Raw genomic sequence first — 17,950 nt, 5'->3', positions numbered from 1 at the left:
TCCGTGGGCGGCGCGACGCCGGCCCCGGCCTCGCGCAGCAGCGCCATCTCATCCATCGACGTCCTCCTCGGTCGGGTCGGCGCCGCCGAGCGCCGCGCGGAGCCGGGCCCGGCCGCGCGACAGCCGGGACCGAACGGTGCCCACGGGGATCTCCAGCGCCGCGGCCACCTCCTCGTAGGTCAGGTCGGCCCAGGCCACCAGGAGCAGCGGCTCCCGGTAGACCTCGGGCAGGTCGGCGAGCGCCCTGGCGAGCGGTCCCCGCAGCGCCTGCGCGGCCACCCGCGCCTCGCTGTCGACGGGTTCGGCGGCCGTCTCGCCGCCGAGCCGTTCCAGCAGCCGGTACCGGGCCGTCTCGGCCTTGCGGTGCCGGGCGACGAGCCGGGTCGCGATCCCGTACAGCCACGGCCGGGCGTCCGCGCGGGCCGGGTCGTAGCGGCGCCGCTTGCGGAAGGCGATCAGGAACGTCTCGGCCATCAGGTCGTCGGCCGCGTCGGGTCCGAGGCGGCGCGCGACGTACCGGTGGATCGCGGGCGCGTGCCGGTCGTACAGGCCGGTGAACGCCTCCGGTTCCGCGAGCGATCTGCGGATCAGCTCGGCGTCGCCCTGCGCCGTCGCGGCCGGGCGGCCCGGCCGCGCCCGGATACCGATCACCACGCGGCCGGTCGTGCGGACGGCTCTGCCATCGGGGGGCCTCCCAGGGTCGCGGTGTGCCTACACCGGTTATCCCTCGGACGGCGTTTCCGGGTTCCCGGCAGGTCAGCCGAGGTCGGCGAGATCCTCGGGGGTGAGGCGGAGGTCGGCGGCGGCGATGTTCTCCTCCAGGTGTGCCGGGGAGCCGGTGCCGGGGATGAGCAGGACGTTCGGGGAGCGGGCCAGCAGCCAGGCGAGGGCGACCTGCGGGACGGTCGCGCCGTGGCGGGCGGCGACGGTGTTGAGGTGGTCGGCCGTGAGCGGCTCGTAGCCGCCGACCGGGAAGAACGGGACGTAGGCGATGCCCGCCTCGGCGCACGCGTCCACGAGGGGGTCGTCGTCGCGCTGGGCGACGTTGTACTGGTTCTGGACGCACGCGATCGGCGCGATCCGGCGGGCCTCGGCGACCTGTGCCGAGGTGACGTTGGAGACGCCGAGGTGGCGGATCAGTCCCTCGTCGCGCAGCGCCAGCAGCGATTCGAGGGGCCCGGCCAGGGAGTCCTCGGAGGGGCCGAGGACGCCCATCCGCAGGTTCACGACGTCCAGGCGGTCCAGGCCGAGGGTGCGCAGGTTCGCCTCGACGGCGCGGCGCAGGCCGGAGGGGGTGAGGCCGGTGTGCTCCTCGGCGGGCAGGTGGATGTCGGAGCCCTCGACGAGCGCGCCGACCTTGGTGACGATCACCAGGTCGTCCGGGTAGGGGTGCAGCGCCTCGCGGATCAGCTCGTTGGCCGACACCCCGTCGTGGGAGTAGTAGTTCGAGGTGTCGATGTGGTTCACGCCGAGCTCCACGGCGCGGTTCAGCACGGCGAGGGCCGTGTAGCGGTCGGGGCGGGGGCCGCCCGGCCAGCCCGAGAGCCGCATCGCGCCGTACCCGATCCGCGCGACGTCCAGGTCCCCGCCGAGCGCCCACCGTCCACCCATGATCGCCACCCTAGCCTCCGGCGGTCACGGCCAGCGGTAGGCGGCGCCCTGGGCGGGGACGTGGTGCGGGAGGTAGCACTTGGTCGTGACGTGCTCGTCCTTGCAGTCGAGGCAGAGGTAGGTGCGGTGGCCGCGCAGGCCGCGGGCGCGGCCGCCGCAGGGCGGGCAGACGCAGGGCGACCAGCCGACGATCACGCGGCCCGGGACGAGGCGGTGGCCGCGCGGGCACAGGAACGGGACATGCACGACTCGAACATACTATCGAGTCATTCCGGGAGTAAGGTCGGGCCCGTGAGCACGCCGGACCCCGACCTCGTGCGGCGTGCGCAACGCGGCGACCTGATGGCGCTGGACGAGGTGCTCGCGGCGCTCGCCCCGTACGTGCGGCGGCTCTGCGGGCCGATCGCGCTGCAGGACGCGCCGGACGCCGCGCAGGAGGCGCTGATCGCGGTGATGCGCAACCTGCGGACGCTCCGCGACCCGGACGCGCTCCTCGGCTGGGTCCGGGTCATCGCCGTCCGTGAGGCGGTCCGGGTCGCCCGGCAGTCGTCCCGGGCCGTCCCCGCCGAGCCGGCCGACCTGCCCGCGCCCGGCGATCCGTCGCTGGCCGCCGACGTCCGCGACGTGCTCGACCGGCTGTCCCCCGAGCACCGCGCCGTGCTGGTGCTGCGCGACCTGGAGGGGCTGGACGAGGAGACCGCGGCGCGGCTGCTGCGGGTCCCGGCGGGGACCGTCCGGTCGCGGCTGTTCCGGGCGCGGGCGCGGTTCCGGCTGAGCTGGCGCAACGAAGGGAGCCCGCCGTGACCTGGCCGCTCGGAGAGCTGGACGACGTGCGCCGGCTCCGCGCGCTGGCCGCCGCGTACCCCGGCGCCCTGCTGGAGGAGGCGGTCCTGCCGGCCGCGTTCGAGGACGTGTGGACGGTGCTGGGCGACCCGGAGCGCGGCTTCCCCGGCCTGGTGCCCGACGTCCGGTCCCTGCGCGTCACCGAACGCGAGGGCGAGAGGATGCGCGCGATGGTGCACGGACGTTCCGGGCTACGCGCGCGCTTCGACATGGTGCTGCGTCCCGGCTGGTGCCTGATGCAGAGCCGTTTCCTGGTGTTCGGCATGGCGGCCGTTCCCGAAGGGGACGGGACCCGCTTCGCGTACATGGCCGGGCTCCGCGTCCCGGGCGTGCGCGTCGCGGGCCCGGTGCTGCGCCGCATGCTGGGCCCCGCCGTCCTGCGCCGGTTCGTCAGGCGGTTCACCCCGGCGGAGTGACGCGGATCACGGGAGTGGTACGGGAGGTCCGCGCCCTCTTCCAGGCATGAGCATTCTCGAACTGGCGGCCCTCCTCGCCGCCGCGGTCCTCGGCCTCGACGCCGCCCTGCACGCGTACTGGATGACCGGCCGCACCTGGCCCGCCCGCGACGTCGCCGCCCTGTCCCGGGGCCTGCTGAACGCGGACGTCCCCTTCACTCCCCGGGTGCTGGCGCCGCTCGTCCTCGTCCTGGCGGCCGGCGCGATCGCCGTTCCGGCGCGGGCCGGGATGATCCTCACCGGCGTCCCCGCCTGGATCCCGGCGGCGGGGACCGTCGCCGTCGCCGCGGGCGTCGCCCTGCGCGCGGGCGCGGGCGTCGTCTGGGCCCTGGGCGTCGGTGCTCGCCGCGATTCCGCCTTCTACCGGCTCAACCTCGCCGTCTACACGCCGCTGTGCTTCGTGCTGACGGCCGCGACCGTGCGCGTGGCCCTCGGCTGACCTGCGGAGACGTCCCGGCCGTGGCGGTCCGCCGCCACGGCCTGCCGCCCGGTCAGGCGAGCCCGGCGTCGTGGGCGAGCAGGGCGATCTGGGTGCGGTTGTCGAGATCCAGCTTCGTCAGGATGCTCGACACGTGCGCCTTGACGGTCGCCACGCTCATGAACAGCGCGGCGCCGATCTCGGCGTTGGAGCGGCCCTCCGCGATCGCGACGACCACGTCGCCCTCGCGCGGGCTGAGCCGCCCGAGCGCGGTGCGGGCGCGCTCGTACGCGCCCGCCTGGGTGGCGGCGCGGTCCATCAGCCGCCGGGTGATCCGCGGCGACAGGATCGGCTCGCCGGACGCCACGTGCCGGACCGCGTCGACGATCTGCGCGGGCGGCGTGTCCTTCAGCAGGAACCCGCTCGCGCCGGCGCGCAGCGCGTGCAGGATGTTCTCGTCGGTGTCGAACGTGGTCAGGACGATGACCTCGGGCGCCGGATCGCGGCGGCGCAGGCCGCGGGTCGCGGTGATGCCGTCGACCCGGGGCATCCGCAGGTCCATCAGGACGACGTCGGGCGCGTGCCGGTCGGCGGCCTCCGGCACCTCCGCGCCGTCCGCCGCCTCCCCGACGACCGAGATGCCGTGGACGCCGTCCAGCATCATCGACAGGCCCGCCCGGACGAGGGCGTCGTCGTCCACGATCAGCACGCGCAGGGGGCGGTCACCGCTGGTCCCGGAAGCCGTCACGCCGGCCATGGTAGCCAGGCGCGCAGCCGGAACTCCCCGGCGGCGACCTCGTGGTCCAGCCGGCCGCCGGCCAGCTGCACCCGCTCGGTCAGCCCGACCAGGCCCGTCCCGGTGCCGGGGGCGAGCGGGACGGCGCCGTCCGGCGGCAGCGGGTTCCGGATGTCGATCACCAGCCGGGTGCCGGGACGGCCCTCGACCGCCACCCGGACGGGGCGGCCCGCCGCGTGCTTGCGCGCGTTCGTCAGCCCCTCCTGGACGACCCGGTACGCGGTGCGCCCGGCGGCGGCGGGCAGCGCGGCGGGCTCGACGACCTCGTCCCGCAGCTGCACGCTCCCGCCCGCGTCGCGGGACTCCGCCACCAGCGCCGGCAGGTCGGTGAGGACGGGCTGGGGCCGGTCGTCGTCGCCAGCGTCCTCGTCCCGCAGAATGTTGATCACCTCGCGCAGCTCGTCGAGGGCTTGGTGCACCCCGGCGCGGACCACCCCGGCGGCCTGCGCGAGCTTCTCCGGCGGCGCGTCCGGACGGTACTCCAGCGCGCCCGCGTAGGTCGCCAGCAGCGACAGCCGGTGCGCGAGGACGTCGTGCATCTCGCGGGCGATGCGGGTGCGCTCCAGCATCCGGGCCTCGGCGACGCGGCGGCCCTGCTCGGCCTCGGCGCGGCGGGCCCGCTCGCGCAGCGAGGCCAGCAGCGCGCGGCGCGCCTGCGTCAGCGCGCCCCACCCGACGAGCGCGCCGTACGCGAGGGCGACCAGCAGCAGCCACCAGGCGTAGCTGATGCCGCCCATCGGCCGCCAGAGCCCGCGCGCCGCGTGCGCGGCGATCCCCGCGGCGCCGACCGCGACCGCGACCGGGAACCGGCGCCGTTGCGCGACGTGCAACGCGCCGAAGGTCGCCGCGGGCGTCGCCGCCGGGGACAGCGCTGCCAGCACGGTCAGCGCGAGCGTCCCCGGCACCGGGCGCCACAGGACGGACGGCGACAGCGCGCAGGCCAGCACCCCGGCCGCGATGTCGAGGCCGAGCGGCACCGCGTCCCCCGCGGGCCGGCCCCAGAGCGTCACCGCGCCGAGCGCCCCGACGGCGGCGACGACCACGGCCGCGCCGACGGCGAGCCGCGGGCCGCGCCGCTCGGCTTCGCAGATGTCCTCGCTGTTCACGGGGTCAGGGTAAGGCGGGGCCCGGCGGCCCCGACACCTACCGAAGTAGGGGGTCCCTCGGACCGGGGGCGGACCCGCCGCAGCCGCCCGCCCGATGCGCCGCGCCCCGTCCGGCGGCGATCGTGGCGGCCATGAACGAGATGACCGGAACCCGTCCCGCCGGCGGCACCACCGCCCGCCGCGCCCTCACCCTCGTCGCCGCGGCCGGCGCCGCGCTGCTCGTCTGGGCGGTCGCCGACCCGATCGGCGGTGCCGGCATGCACGCACGCGGCCAGCACGTCGGCCCCGCCGCCGTGATCGTGTTCACGCTGCTGGCCGGGCTGGCCGGCTGGGGGCTGCTGGCCGTCCTGGAACGCCGCGCGAAGCGCCCCGGCCGCACCTGGGGCGTCACCGCCGGCATCGTCCTCGGCGTCTCGCTGACCGGCCCGCTGGACTCCGAAGGCCCCGGCACCTATGTCGCGCTGATGGCGATGCACCTGGTCGTCGGCGCCATCCTCATCGCGGGCCTGGGCCGCACCGCGCGCACCCGCTGCTAGGAGACGGGCTTCGTCGTGTAGCAGTAGTTCGACTTGCCCTTGAAGTAGTGCTGGGCGCGGGGGTCGTCGTACCGCCAGCGGCATCCCGCGTCGAGCTGCGCCTTCGACATCAGCTGGGCGGCGCGCTTGTGCGCCACGCAGTACGCGCCGGGCTGCGGGGTGTCCCGGTACTCCTCCCACTCCCAGCCGAGCTTCGCGCAGTACGCCGTGAAGTGGCCGGGCCCCAGTTCGACCCGCTTGTACGACGGCCGGGACGACGGCCCGCTCGACGGCTTCCTCGACGATGCGGGACGCGACGCCGTCGCGCTCCGGCTCGGGCTCGCGCCGGGGCTCCGGGTCGCGGTCGGGCTCTCGCCGCCGGGGGCGCCCGCGCGTCCCGCCTCTGCAGCCCGCCCCTCGCCTGCGGCGGTGCCCGCCGTCCCCTGCGGGGACGCGTGCGGGCCACCGCCGCCCGTGTCGCCGTCCGCCATCTGCACGAACCCGAACACCGCGGCGCCCGCGACGACCGCGGCGCCGGCCCCGGCCAGTACGCCCGCCCGCCGCCGACCGTGCCGCCGCTCATGCGGAACGGTCGACGCGTCCGCCGCCGGAACGGCCCCGGGCACCGCGGCGGGCGCGGGCGGCACCCCAGCGGGCGCAGGCGGCGGCGCCGAGGGCGCGGACGGCTGGATCGGCGCGGGCGCGGCCGCGGGGACTCCGCCGGACGCCGTCTGCTGCGAGCGGCGGACGAGGCGGTCCAGCACGTTCTGCGCGGTCGGGCGCCGCGCCGGATCCTTGGCGAGGCACTCAGCGAGCAGCCCCCGCAGCGGCTCCTCCACGCCGTCGAGCCGCGGCGGCTCGTGCGCGATCCGGTTCATCACGATCGGGATGGACTCGTTCCCGAACGGCGGGCGGCCCGTCGCGGCGAACACCATCGTCGACGCCCACGCGAACACGTCCACCGCGGGCCCGAGCTCGCCCGGCTGGAGCTGCTCGGGCGCCATGTACGCGGGGGTGCCGACGGCGCGGCTCACCACGGTCTGCGCGCCCGACAGCGCCCGCGAGATCCCGAAGTCGATGACGCGGGGGCCGTCCGCGCCGAGCAGCACGTTGTGCGGCTTGAAGTCGCGGTGCACCACCCCGGCGTCGTGCAGCGCGACCAGCGCCGTCGCCGTCGCGATCGCCAGCCGGTCCAGGGCGCTGCCCGACCGCGGGCCGCCCTCCCGGACGACCGCGCTCAGCGGCGGCCCGTCGACGTACTCGCTGACGATGAAGCGGCGGCTGCCGAACGCGCCGGAGTCCAGCACCTGGGCGGTGCAGAACCGCGCGACCTGCTTGGCGGCCTCCAGCTCGCGGGCGAACGTGTCCTGCGCGCCCGGATCACCCGCCAGCTGCGCGTGGAACAGCTTGATCGCGACCCGGTCGCCGCCGCCGTCGGGGACGGCGGCGTAGACGACGCCCTGCCCGCCCTCCCCGATCCGCCCGGTGATCCGGTAGCCGCCGAGCCGCCGGGGGTCGGTGGGTTCGAGGGGAGGGAGGTCCGGCACACCGGCACTATAACGACGGCGGCACCGGGTTTTCCGGAGGTCAGTGGTCGCGGTGCGTGAGCAGGTGCGCCACCGACCGCAGCTCCGCGGCCGCCGCCGGGACGGGGTCCGCGGCGTCCAGCTCGGTGAGGGCGCTCGCGACCAGCGCGTCCGCCTCCGCCGCCGCCCACGCGCGGCCGCCCGCCGCCTCGATCAGCGCGGCGGCGCGGGCCGGCTCGTCGCCCGCGAGCGCCCCGCGCCGCAGGTACAGCGCCGCCAGCTCCTCCCCCGCCGGCGTGCCCGACGTCAGCGCCGCCACCACCGGCAGCGACTTCTTCCGGTTGCGCAGGTCGGAGTGGACGGGCTTGCCGGTGACCTCCGGGTCGCCCCAGATGCCGAGCAGGTCGTCGACCAGCTGGAACGCCAACCCGAGCCGCTCGCCGAACGTCCGGTACCGGGACGCGCGCCCGGCGCCGCCCCCGTACAGGGCGCCGAGCGCGCACGCGCCGCCGAGCAGCGCGCCGGTCTTCCCGCCCGCCATCGCCAGGCACTCGGCCAGCGTGACGTCGGCGCGGTCCTCGAACGCGGTGTCGGCGCTCTGCCCCTCCACCAGTTCGAGGACCGCACGGCTGAGCGTCCGGACCGCGGCCGCCGGGTCCGGGGACGGCGTGTCCGCGAGCGCCTCGTAGGCGCCCGCGAGCAGCCCGTCCCCGGCGAGGATCGCGGCGCTGACCCCGAACACCGTCCACGCGGTGGGCCGGTGCCGGCGGGTGCGGTCGCCGTCCATGACGTCGTCGTGCAGCAGCGAGAAGTTGTGCGTCAGCTCGACCGCGACGGCGGCCGGGACGGCGGCGGCCGCCGTCCCACCGGCCGCCTCGGCCGCCAGCAGCGTCAGCGCCGGGCGGACGGACTTGCCGCTCGCCCCCGCCGCGGGGCGGCCCGCCTCGTCCCGCCAGCCGAAGTGGAACTCGGCGATGCCGCGCATCGAGCCGGGCATCGCCTCGATCACGGACCGCAGCGCGGGCTCCACCAGGCCCCGGCTCCACGCCAGGACCTCGGCGGCGGATCGGGCGGGGGTCTCCACCGACATGTCCCGTCCTCCCGTCAGCGGCCGATCTCGACGTTCTCCAGCACGCCGAGCGCGTCGGGCACCAGCACGGCGGCCGAGTAGTAGGCGCTGACCAGGTACGACAGGATCGCCCTGTCGTCGATGCCGGTGAAGCGGACCGACAGGCCGGGCTGCACCTCGTCGGGGATGCCGGTGCGGTGCAGGCCGATGACGCCCTGGTCGTCCTCGCCCGTCCGCATCGCGATGATCGACGTGGTGCCGGTCGAGGTGATCGGGATCTTGTCGCACGGGTAGATCGGGACGCCGCGCCACGCCTGGACGCGCCGCCCGCCGTCGACCTCGGCGGTCCCCGGGTACACGCCGCGGCGGGTGCACTCGCGGCCGAACGCGGCGATCGCCTTCGGGTGGGCGAGGTAGAAGCGGGTCTTGCGGCGGCGGGCGAGCAGCTCGTCCATGTCGTCGGGGGTGGGCGGGCCGCCGCGGGTCTGGATGCGGTGCCGCAGGTCGGCGTTGTGCAGCAGGCCGAAGTCGCGGTTGTTGACCAGCTCGTGCTCCTGCCGCTCCCGGATCTCCTCGATGGTGAGGCGGAGCTGCTGCTCGATCTGGTTCATCGGCTTGTTGTAGATGTCGGCGACGCGGGTGTGGACGCGCAGCAGCGTCTGCGTCACGGCCATCTCGTACTCGCGGGGCGAGGTCTCGTAGTCGACGAACGTGCCGGGCAGCACGGGCTCACCGTCGTGGCCGGACGACAGGTCGATGGCGGCCTCGCCGTGCCGGGTCTGCGGCGGCTTCGGCGTGTTGCGGTACTCCTCCAAGCGCGCGCGCAGCGTCTCCGACCGTTCGGTGAGCTCGACGATCGCGGTCGGGGACAGGGTCAGCACGATGGCCGGGGTGAGGGCCCGGAACGTGTGCGGCCATTCGCCCGCGTCGCCGAGGAGCGCCTCGTCGCCGAAGAAGTCGCCGCCGTCGCGGATCGCGATCTGCGTCTCGCCGCCGTACTCGCCGGTCCCGACCTCGGCGACCTTGCCGTGCGCGATCAGGTGGACGCGGTCGCGCGGGTCGCCGGCCGCCGCGATCGTGTCGCCGGGCTCGTACTCGGTCTGCGTGAACCTCCCGGCCACCGCGTCCAGGACCATCGCGTCGAGCCCGCTGAGCTGCGGCAGCTCCGCGAGCTCGCCGGGGATGACGCGGACGTGGGCGCCGTCGTTGACGAACGTCACCCGCCCGTCGCCGAGCTCGTAGGTGAGCCGCCGGTTCACCCGGTAGGTGCCGGCGTCCGCCCGCACCCACGGCAGCAGCGACAGCAGCCACCGGGGGGTGATGCCCTGCATCTGCGGCACGGACTTGGTGGTGGTCGCGAGATTGCGCGCTGCCCGCGTGCTCAGGGCCAGCTGCGGGTCGGTCATGTGCCGCTACCTCCGGGGGATCGCTGGTTGGGTCTCGCTGGGCCGCACCGGTGCGGGACGCGCCGGGCGGAACGGTGTGCGGGCCGCCGAGGTGCCGAGCCCGGACGGGCCGGACGGCACGCGGAGCCGCGCACCCCCGGCCGGCGGGGCGGCGGGCGGCGCGGTGTCGCGGACGGACGGCGCGGTGTCGCGGACGGGCGGCGCGTACCGGCCGGTCGTCGTGGACCAGCGCAGGTCGCCGGCCGTCCAGCGGCGCATCGCCCGGACATGGCGGGCGAGGCCGTCGCGGGCGGCGGCGTCCAGGCCGGACTCGGCGGCGAGGATCGGCAGCTCGGCCGCGGCGGTCCGCTCGAACTGCCGGACGCGCGCCTCGACCAGGTCGGCGACGATGTCGGCGGCGCGCTGCGTCCCGCAGCCGAGGAACCGCTCGACGGCCACGACCAAGTTGTTGAGCCCGTCCTCCCCGACCTCCTTGGGGTAGGAGAGCAGGTCGTTGCGGAGCCCGGCGACGTCGGCGAACGTGTCGTGCAGCGCCTGCATCGGGGTGGACGCGAGGACGTCCGGCGGCAGCCCGCCGGCGTGGGCGTGCCGCAGCAGCGCGGCGGTGAACGCGGCGCCGCTCGTCCGGCGGCGCATCTCGATGTAGTCGACGGGGTCGGGGACGCGGTTGTGGACGAGCCCCGCCAGCTCCCACAGCCAGCTGTCGGTGAGCTGCCGCAGCGCCTCGTCGAGCCCCGCGCGCTCGTCGTCGGACATGGCGGCGGCGGTACGGGCCCGCAGGTCCGCGAGCCCCCGCTCCACTGGATCAGGCGATGCGCCCGAACCCGACGGCAAGCACGAGCCGGACGGCACGCATGGGCCGGGCGGCGCGGACGGCTCCGGCCCGGCCGGCGCACCGGACCCGGGCGCGGCGGCGGTGGGCGATGCGAGCAGGCGCGCCATGTACGCCTTGGCGCCGAGCAGGTCGCGGGGCCGCTTGAAGCGCTCGGCGAAGAGGTCGTCGAAGAAGAACCGCCACAGGTGCCAGTCGGCGATGAGCTCCAGCTCGGGGCCGGGCGCGTCGGGATGGGTGAGCGCAGCGAACAGCGCGTAGTCGGCCGCGTCGAACGCCTCGGGCGTCCAGGTGCCGGGCACGCCGGCGTCCAGCATGCCCATGTTCCGCGCCCACTCCGCCGTGTGCGCGCGGAGCCCGGCGATCCGGGGGTTGACCAGCGGCTCGTACGGAAGGGAGAACTCGGGCATCCGGAACCCCGCGCCGCCGTCCGGCGCGCCCAGGGGCGGGCCAGGCGGGCCGGCCAGCGACCGGATCCGGACCGCCGACGTCCCGAGCCCGAGCAGCCGGGCGATCTCCGGCAGCCCGGGCGGCCCGGACGGCCCGCCCTGCCGCACCGCGCCCTCGTTCATGTAGCGGCTGGACCGCAGGTGCCACTCGTGCCCGCCGGACTGCCAGTCCTGCAGGCCCCGCGCGTAGCGCAGCACGTCGCGGCGCTCAGCCGGGCTCAGCCCGTGCTCCTCGAACAGGACCGGCAGCTCGGTGACGGCGGTGTGCTCGAACTGCTGCATCCGGGACGTCAGCAGGTCGTTGGTGATCTCGGCGGCGCGCTGCGGCCCGGTCTCGAAGAACCGCTCCATCACCAGGACGCCGTTGTTGACCTCGCCCTCGCTCTCGGTCTCCCGCTGGTAGGAGAAGATGTCGTTGCGCAGGTGGACGGCGTCGGCGAACGCGTCCTTCAGCACCCGGAGCGGGCGCGTCCCGGCGACCCGGGCGGGCACCTCCGCGGCCGCCGCGACCTCGACCAGGTCCGCCGACCAGGGCGCGCCGCCGACCTTGCGGCGCATCTGGACGTAGTCGATCGGGTTCGGGACGCGGGACTCGTCGATGTTCGCCAGCTCCCACGCCGACTCCTGCAGCAGGTTGCGGGTGCTCTCGGCGAACCGGGCCCGCCAGTCCTCCGACATCAGCGGGACGGTCCGCTCCCACAGGTCGGCGAGCCCCCGCTCGACCGGGTTCGCCGGCTCGGGGGGCGGCGGACCCCCCGCCTTCACCGGCATGAAGGCGGGGAGCCGCGCGAGGTACTCCTTGGCGCCCGCGAGGTCGCGGGGCCGCTTGTACCGTTCGAGGAAGTGGTCGTCGAAGTAGAACACCCACACGTACCAGTCGTTCACCAGGTCCAGGACGGGACCGGGCGCGTCCGGGTGCGTGTACGCGGTGAGCAGCGCGTAGTCGTGCGCGTCGTACGCGGCCTCGTCCCAGACCTCGGGCCCGGTCGCGTCGGGCCCGAGGATCCCCATCTCGTACGCCCAGCGGCGGGAGTGCTCGCGGGCCGCGTCGACCCGGGGGTTCAGCCGCGCGGGATGCGGCACGTAGAACTCGGGGAGTTCGAACGGCTGCACTACGCCGCACCGCCGTGCGCGACCTCGACGGACTCCAGCATGCCGAGCGCGTCCGGGACCAGGACGGCCGCCGAGTAGTAGCAGCTGACCAGGTAGTTGATGAGCGCCTTGTCGTCGATGCCCATGTACCGGACGGACAGGCCCGGCTGGTACTCGTCCGGCAGCCCGGTCTGGTGCAGGCCGATGACGCCCTGCGTCGCCTCGCCGGTGCGCATCAGCAGGATCGAGCTGGTGCCGGTCGTGCTGACCGGGATCTTGTTGCAGGGGAAGATCGGCACGCCGCGCCAGCCCGGCACCTTGTGGCCGCCGACGTCGACGCTGTCGGGGTAGACGCCGCGGGCGTTGCACTCGCGGCCGAACGCCGCGATCGCCTTCGGGTGGGCGAGGAAGAACGCGGGGTCCTTCCAGACGAGCGTGAGCAGCTCGTCCATGTCGTCGGGGGTGGGCGGGCCGGACCGGGTGTGGACCCGCTGCGTGAGGTCGGTGTTGTGCAGCAGGCCGAAGTCCCGGTTGTTGACCAGCTCGTGCTCCTGACGTTCGCGCAGCGCCTCGATGGTCAGCCGGAGCTGCTGCTCGACCTGGTCCATCGGCTCGTTGTAGAGGTCGGCGACGCGGGTGTGGACGCGCAGGACCGTCTGCGCGACGCTCAGCTCGTACTCGCGCGGGGAGCCCTCGTAGTCGACGAACGTGCCGGGCAGCACGGGTTCGCCCTCGTGCCCGGACGCCAGGTCGATCGCGGCCTCGCCGTGCTCGTTGCTCGACCGCTCCGGGCTCTCCCGGTAGGCGTCCAGGTGCTCGCGCAGCGACGCGGACTGGCCGAGCGTCTCCTGGAAGTCGGACTCGCTCATGCTGAGGACCGTCACCGCGGTGAGCGCCTTGACGGTGTGCTCCCAGGTCGCCGGCTCCGCCCCCTCGTCGGAGCCGACGAGCGCCCGCTCGCCGAAGAAGTCGCCGTCGGCGAGGGTCCCGTGCACGGCCTCCGCGCCGTACTCGCCGGTCCCGACCTTGCTGAGCTTGCCGTGCACGACCAGGACGACCCGGTCGATCGGGCGGCCCTGCTCGACGATGACGTCGCCCGGCTCGTACTCCTGCTGGGTGAACCGGCCGGCCAGCGCGTCCAGGGCCAGGTCGTCCTCGTAGCCGCGCAGCGGGGGCAGCTCCCCCAGCTCGCGGGGGATGACCCGGACGTCCGCGCCGGTCGTCACGAACGTCACCCGCCCGTCGCCGACCGTGTAGGTGAGCCGCCGGTTGACGCGGTAGGCGCCACCGGACGCCTCCACCCACGGCAGCAGCTTCAGCAGCCACCGGGAGGTGATCCCCTGCATCTGGGGGACGGACTTGGTCGTGGTCGCCAGGTTCCGTGCCGCAGAGGTACTGAGGCTCAACTGCTCTTCCGTCACGTCCGCACCGCCGATTCGTCGAGGGTCTGCCATGGGTGAACCAACGGAGACGCTACCGACGGTAATCGGACGGGCGCAACGAGCTATATGTTCCCCTTCGCGCCACAGAAGTGACACCGTCCGGGGATAGCCGGGCGCACATCACATGGTCGGCGGGCGCGGGCACGGAGAAACCGGCCGCATAGTGGTGTCACGGCCGGTGGAGATCGGACGCGGAGCCGCCGCGTCCGGCCGGAGACGAAGGGAGGCCCCCGGTGACCATCGTGTGGACCGCGCTGGCGCTCGAGACGACCGCCGCGCTCGTGATCGCGGGTTCGCTGGTGGGCTGGGCCCGCCGGCACTTCGCCCGCTGACGCCCGCCGTCCCCCGCCCGCGCGGCGGGGGTCAGCGCCGCGCCCCGGAGCCCACCGGTTCCGGGGCGTTCTCCATCCCGACCCGCTCGATCGGCACGTTCGCCGTCTCCTTGATCATCAGGATCGGGACCAGCGCCACCGCCGCCGCGAGCATGATGTAGTACGCCGGGATGTAGTTGCTGCCGGTCACGTCGATCAGCGACCCGACGAGCACCGCGGCGGTGCCGCCGAACAGCGACGTCGAGATGTTGTAGCCGATCGCGAACGCCCCGTACCGCACCTTCGTCGGGAACATCGCCGGGAACGTCGCGCCGATCACGGCGAGCATCAGCACCAGCAGCCCGCCGATGATCGCGTACCCGACCACGATGCCGAGCCAGTCGTTGGTCTGCATCAGCGCGAACGCCGGCCAGCTCAGCAGGAGGAACCCGACCGCCGCCATCAGCAGCACCGGCTTGCGGCCGATCCGGTCCGACAGGTGGCCGGTCGGCAGGATCACCGCCATCATCGCGGCCTCGACCCCGATCGTGACCAGCTGCGACTTCACGCTGCCCATGTGCAGGAAGTCGACCAGGTACGACGGCATGAAGGTGAGCAGCGTGTAGTCCGCGACGTTCAGCAGGAAGACGATCCCGATCAGCATCAGGATGACCTTCCAGTAGTGCGCGAAGGTCTCCTTCAGCGGCGAGCGCGCCTTCTTGCCGGACTCCTCCATCCGCTGGAAGGTCGGGGTGTCCTCGATCCGGGTGCGCACGTAGAGCCCGACGACCCCGAGCGGCAGCGCCAGCAGGAACGGGATCCGCCAGCCCCAGGCGTGCATCGCCGCGTCCCCGACCGCCACGTTCACCAGCAGGACGAGCCCGGCGCCCAGGATGTAGCCGGTCAGCGTGCCGAACTCCAGGAAGCTGCCGAAGTAGCCGCGGCGGTTCGTCGGCGCGTACTCGGCGATCATCGTGGCGGCGCCGCCGTACTCGCCGCCCGTGGAGAACCCCTGCGTGAGGCGCACCGCCAGCAGCAGCAGCGGCGCCGCGATCCCGATGGCGCCGTACCCGGGCAGGATGCCGATCACGAAGGTGGAGCCCGACATCAGGATGATCGTGGTGGCGAGCACCCGCTTGCGGCCGAGCTTGTCGCCCATCGGGCCGAAGAACAGCCCACCGAACGGGCGGGCCAGGAACGCCGCGGCGATCAGCGCGAACGAGCGCAGCGTCGCGCTGCCGGAGATGTGCTCGGGGAAGAACTTGGTGCCGATGATCGAGGTCATCACCCCGGCGCTGAACACGCCGAAGTCGAACCACTCGATGCAGTTGCCCATCGCGGACGCTATGACGGCCTTGTGCACCGCGCCGAGGTCCACGTCCTCCGTCGCGACGTGGTCGCCACCGCCGGCCGTCCCCGTTCCCCGCGTGGCGGCGGGATCCGGACCGAACTCTGCGTTCATCCGCACCTCCCGGCAGTCCCCTGCCCGAAGATCGGCGGAGTTAACGCACGGTCTTGGCGGTCCGATGACTCGGCGGGAGGCGCGCGCTCACGCCCTCCGGACGTTCTTGGCGGTGTCCTCTTCGTCCTCTTCATCCCCGGCGGGCTCCTCCGCGCCGGCTTCGGCCGGAGGAACCTCGGACGGAGGAACGTCGACCGGGGGCACTTCGGCCGTGGCCTCGGCACCGCTCACGACGCCGTCGCCGAGGGTGTCGCCCGGGTCGCCGCCGAGCAGCTCGTCGGTCAGCTCCGGGAGCGCCGCGGTGCGGGTCGGGTCGTCCTCGACGAGGTCCTCGTCGTCCTCTGGGATGGCCACCAGCGCCTGCGTCTCCTGCGCGCCCCGGGTGATCACGCCGCTGGCGAGGATCGTGTTGCGGTGCCGCAGCGCGCCGTTCTCGCGGAGCAGGTCGTCGACCTCCGCGCGGGCCCGCGCGATCCGCCGGCTCAGCCGGACGTGCACGAGGAACCCGCCGACGGCGAGCCCGATGACGAAGCCGGCGACGGGGAGCCCGACCAGCGGCGGCGCGAGCGTGGCGACCAGGCCAACGACGATCAGCGCGACGACCACCGCAAGTGCGCCAAAGTGCTGCTCCATCCAGTCCAGGACGGCGTTGACGCGCTTGGGAATCCTCACTCGGCTTCTCCTCCACTCGGCTCGGGACGGGTCGCCGCACCCGGGGACAGGGGCATCTGAGGGCAACGATCGGCCGGTGCCGCCGTGTTCCAGCGGTCCGTGTCCCCAGCGGTCCGCGCCACCGGCCCGCGGGGGCTGCCCCGGAGGTGCGGCGGCGGGGCCTCCGGCGGCTCGGGCCTCCGGCCGGTGCGGGGCCCGCCCGGAGTGCCGGGTCCATCGCGCGAGCGCGGCGTCCGACCGGGAGGCGGCGCCGGAGGCGGGCCTCCCGGGGAGGCCCGTGGAGCGAGCGCGCACTCGCCCGAGCACGGTCAGGGGCCGAGCCGCCGGGCGAGGTCCCCGGGCCGTGATCGCAACGCACAAAGCCTAACAGCATGTGACGACGGAGCCGTAACGGAGCCCGTTCGTCACGCCGCGTGATCGATTTCGGACGGCGGCGCGCATGCCGGTGCGACCTGCGCCGCAGCGGCGCCGTCCGGGATGCGAGCACGGCCCCGCGCCGAATATCGTCAATGAATATGAGCGAACACTTTGACGTCGTGGTCCTGGGCGCGGGCCCGGGTGGATATGTCGCCGCGATCCGGTCGGCACAGCTCGGGCTGAAGACCGCGATCATCGAGGAGAAGTACTGGGGCGGCGTGTGCCTCAACGTCGGCTGCATCCCCTCGAAGGCGCTGCTGCGCAACGCCGAGCTGGCGCACATCTTCACCCAGGAGCAGAAGACCTACGGGATCAACGTCGAGGGCACCGTCGCCTTCGACTACGGCGTCGCCTTCCAGCGCAGCCGCCAGGTATCGGACAAGCTCGTCAAGGGCGTCCAGTTCCTGATGAAGAAGAACAAGATCACCTCCTATGACGGGCGCGGGACGTTCACCGACCCGAACACCCTCGAGGTCGCCAAGGCCGACGGCTCGACCGAGACCGTGACCTTCGGCAACTGCATCATCGCGGCGGGCGCGCACACCAAGCTGCTGCCCGGCACGTCGCTGTCGGAGCGGGTCGTCACCTACGAGGAGCAGATCCTCAGCTCCGAGCTGCCGGGGAGCATCGTCATCGCCGGCGCGGGCGCCATCGGCGTCGAGTTCGCCTACGTCCTGCACAACTACGGCGTCAAGGTCACGATCGTCGAGTTCCTCGACCGGATGGTCCCGAACGAGGACGCGGACGTGTCCAAGGAGCTGGCCAAGCGGTACCGCAAGCTCGGCATCGACGTGCTGACCTCCACCCGGGTCGACGGCATCGACGACTCCGGCGAGAAGGTCAAGGTCACCGTCACCGGCAAGGACGGCGCCCAGCAGGTCATCGAGACCGACAAGGTGCTGCAGGCGATCGGCTTCCAGCCGAACGTGGACGGCTACGGCCTCGACAAGACCGGCGTGCAGCTCACCGAGCGCGGCGCGATCGACGTGGACGGCCGCTGCCGCACGTCCGTCCCGCACATCTACGCGATCGGCGACGTCACCGCCAAGCTGATGCTCGCGCACGCCGCCGAGTCCATGGGCATCGTCGCCGCCGAGACCATCGCGGGCGCCGAGACGATGGAGCTCGACTACGTGATGATCCCGCGCGCCACCTACTGCCAGCCGCAGGTCGCCTCGTTCGGCTGGACGGAGGCGCAGGCGCGGGAGCAGGGCTTCGACGTCAAGGTCGCCAAGTTCCCCTACAGCGCCAACGGCAAGGCGCTCGGCATGGGCGAGGGCGACGGCTTCGCGAAGGTGATCAGCGACGCCAAGTACGGCGAGATCCTCGGCGCGCACCTGATCGGCCCCGAGGTGACCGAGCTGCTGCCCGAGCTGACCCTCGCGCAGCAGTGGGACCTGACCGTCCACGAGGTCGCCCGCAACGTGCACGCCCACCCGACCCTGGGCGAGGCCATCAAGGAGGCCGTGCACGGTCTCGCCGGCCACATGATCAACCTCTGATCCGCTCCGGCGTGCCCGCCCCGCCG

At 74.2% G+C, this 17,950-nt stretch carries 17 protein-coding genes; 5 read left to right on the top strand and 12 right to left on the bottom strand.

All coding sequences use genetic code 11. The features are described from left to right. Positions 1-48 precede the first annotated feature (48 nt). From ABZ914_RS19085 to ABZ914_RS19075, 3 genes are all read right to left on the bottom strand, one after another. A complete protein-coding gene (locus tag ABZ914_RS19085; protein ID WP_500194427.1) occupies positions 49-654 on the bottom strand; it encodes an RNA polymerase sigma factor in 606 nt (201 codons plus the stop codon). A gap of 102 nt (positions 655-756) precedes the next feature. After that, complete coding sequence (locus ABZ914_RS19080; RefSeq protein ID WP_500194425.1) at positions 757-1,611, bottom strand: oxidoreductase; 855 nt, start codon at positions 1,609-1,611, stop codon at positions 757-759. A gap of 24 nt (positions 1,612-1,635) precedes the next feature. Continuing rightward, positions 1,636-1,857 carry a hypothetical protein gene (locus ABZ914_RS19075; RefSeq protein WP_151546928.1) on the bottom strand — a complete coding sequence of 74 codons (222 nt, stop codon included), beginning with the start codon at positions 1,855-1,857 and terminating at the stop codon, positions 1,636-1,638. A 45-nt stretch (positions 1,858-1,902) separates the two neighbouring features. Here ABZ914_RS19075 and ABZ914_RS19070 point away from each other — a divergent pair, with 45 nt between their 5' ends. The 3 genes from ABZ914_RS19070 to ABZ914_RS19060 are packed head-to-tail and all read left to right on the top strand — an operon-like array spanning position 1,903 to position 3,348. Beyond that, positions 1,903-2,415: an RNA polymerase sigma factor gene (locus ABZ914_RS19070; protein ID WP_500194423.1), complete on the top strand. Its 513-nt coding sequence runs from the start codon at positions 1,903-1,905 to the stop codon at positions 2,413-2,415. After that, a complete protein-coding gene (locus ABZ914_RS19065) occupies positions 2,412-2,870 on the top strand; it encodes a hypothetical protein (RefSeq protein ID WP_500194421.1) in 459 nt (152 codons plus the stop codon). The genes ABZ914_RS19070 and ABZ914_RS19065 overlap by 4 nt, the downstream gene beginning before the upstream one ends. A gap of 46 nt (positions 2,871-2,916) precedes the next feature. Further along, positions 2,917-3,348: a DUF3995 domain-containing protein gene (locus ABZ914_RS19060; RefSeq protein ID WP_500194419.1), complete on the top strand. Its 432-nt coding sequence runs from the start codon at positions 2,917-2,919 to the stop codon at positions 3,346-3,348. 52 nt (positions 3,349-3,400) lie between these two features. Here ABZ914_RS19060 and ABZ914_RS19055 read toward each other — a convergent pair whose 3' ends face one another. Then, positions 3,401-4,084, bottom strand: coding sequence for a response regulator transcription factor (locus ABZ914_RS19055; protein WP_190868556.1), 684 nt, complete (start codon positions 4,082-4,084; stop codon positions 3,401-3,403). Next, complete coding sequence (locus ABZ914_RS19050) at positions 4,072-5,229, bottom strand: sensor histidine kinase (protein ID WP_500194417.1); 1,158 nt, start codon at positions 5,227-5,229, stop codon at positions 4,072-4,074. Before ABZ914_RS19050 ends, ABZ914_RS19055 begins: the two co-directional genes overlap by 13 nt. 131 nt (positions 5,230-5,360) lie before the next feature. Between ABZ914_RS19050 and ABZ914_RS19045 the strand changes: the two genes are divergently transcribed. After that, positions 5,361-5,765 (top strand): DUF6069 family protein, encoded by a 405-nt coding sequence (locus ABZ914_RS19045; RefSeq protein ID WP_500194415.1) that lies wholly within the window; start codon positions 5,361-5,363, stop codon positions 5,763-5,765. On the opposite strand, the gene ABZ914_RS19040 is transcribed toward ABZ914_RS19045, so the two are convergent. From ABZ914_RS19040 to ABZ914_RS19010, 7 genes are all read right to left on the bottom strand, one after another. Beyond that, complete coding sequence (locus ABZ914_RS19040; protein ID WP_500194414.1) at positions 5,762-7,291, bottom strand: serine/threonine-protein kinase; 1,530 nt, start codon at positions 7,289-7,291, stop codon at positions 5,762-5,764. The two genes, ABZ914_RS19045 and ABZ914_RS19040, sit on opposite strands and share 4 nt — an antisense overlap. A 40-nt stretch (positions 7,292-7,331) precedes the next feature. Next, on the bottom strand, positions 7,332-8,360 hold the full coding sequence (locus ABZ914_RS19035; RefSeq protein ID WP_500194412.1) for a family 2 encapsulin nanocompartment cargo protein polyprenyl transferase: 1,029 nt from the start codon (positions 8,358-8,360) through the stop codon (positions 7,332-7,334). Positions 8,361-8,374: 14 nt separating this feature from the next. After that, positions 8,375-9,745: a family 2B encapsulin nanocompartment shell protein gene (locus ABZ914_RS19030; protein ID WP_387026800.1), complete on the bottom strand. Its 1,371-nt coding sequence runs from the start codon at positions 9,743-9,745 to the stop codon at positions 8,375-8,377. Positions 9,746-9,751: 6 nt separating this feature from the next. Next, a complete protein-coding gene (locus ABZ914_RS19025; protein ID WP_500194410.1) occupies positions 9,752-12,139 on the bottom strand; it encodes a terpene synthase family protein in 2,388 nt (795 codons plus the stop codon). Further along, positions 12,139-13,572: a family 2B encapsulin nanocompartment shell protein gene (locus ABZ914_RS19020; protein ID WP_500194408.1), complete on the bottom strand. Its 1,434-nt coding sequence runs from the start codon at positions 13,570-13,572 to the stop codon at positions 12,139-12,141. The genes ABZ914_RS19025 and ABZ914_RS19020 overlap by 1 nt, the downstream gene beginning before the upstream one ends. 351 nt (positions 13,573-13,923) lie before the next feature. Then, positions 13,924-15,333 (bottom strand): MFS transporter, encoded by a 1,410-nt coding sequence (locus ABZ914_RS19015; RefSeq protein WP_500194406.1) that lies wholly within the window; start codon positions 15,331-15,333, stop codon positions 13,924-13,926. An 87-nt stretch (positions 15,334-15,420) separates the two neighbouring features. Beyond that, entirely contained in the window at positions 15,421-16,005 is a 585-nt protein-coding gene (locus tag ABZ914_RS19010; RefSeq protein WP_500194404.1) for a hypothetical protein, read from the bottom strand. A 515-nt stretch (positions 16,006-16,520) separates the two neighbouring features. Between ABZ914_RS19010 and lpdA the strand changes: the two genes are divergently transcribed. After that, on the top strand, positions 16,521-17,924 hold the full coding sequence (gene lpdA / locus ABZ914_RS19005; protein ID WP_190865961.1) for a dihydrolipoyl dehydrogenase: 1,404 nt from the start codon (positions 16,521-16,523) through the stop codon (positions 17,922-17,924). Positions 17,925-17,950 lie beyond the last annotated feature (26 nt).

The organism is Spirillospora sp. NPDC046719 (assembly GCF_040645715.1).
Classification (GTDB): domain Bacteria; phylum Actinomycetota; class Actinomycetes; order Streptosporangiales; family Streptosporangiaceae; genus Spirillospora.
The sequence above is the reverse complement of the archived record's forward strand: the minus strand, read 5'-3'. Positions and strand labels throughout refer to the sequence as shown.